Source organism: Arthrobacter sp. C152, assembly GCF_054890965.1.
Genome location: NZ_JBTZSU010000106.1, coordinates 1 through 535 on the forward strand (window position 1 = coordinate 1; position 535 = coordinate 535).

Here is a 535-nt window from a genome sequence, read left to right on the forward strand (position 1 = left end):
ACGGACCAGATGTGCAGCAGCCCGGCCCGGATCTCCTCCCCGGTCCGGGAGGCCTTCTCGTTCAGCAGCATGACATCCGCGATGCCCAGACCCGTGTCCCGGCAGTGCTCCAGCAGTTCCGCCGCGGTCCGGAACGGCAGCGGCAGCTCCTTCTTCGACTCCTCCAGTTCCTGCCGGGCCGCGTCCTCCTCACCCTCGCGGACGATGAACCCGCCACCCACCGAGAAGAACGTCGCCGAGTGCAGCACCGCCCCGGACTCGTCGGACACCGTGAACGTCATCCCGTTCGTGTGCCGCGGCAGCACCGTCAACGGCCGCAGCACCATGTCCTTAACCCCGTACGGCAGCGGCACTCCCTCACCACCAGCCCCGGCCAGGTTCAGGATCCCGGTGTCAGCGATCGCCGCCAGCCGTTCCTCGACCTCCGCCGGCAGGATCAGCTCCGGATGGAACCCCTCCAACCCCAGCAGCACCGCGGTCATCGTCCCATGCCCCTGCCCCGTCGCCGCAAGCGACCCATACAAATCCACCCGCA

At 68.6% G+C, this 535-nt stretch carries 1 protein-coding gene; it reads right to left on the minus strand.

Translation table 11 applies throughout. The annotated features are described in order from the left end of the window. Positions 1-535 (minus strand): serine dehydratase beta chain (locus tag ACYSM9_RS21915; protein WP_461859051.1); only part of this gene is annotated, 535 nt, incomplete at both ends.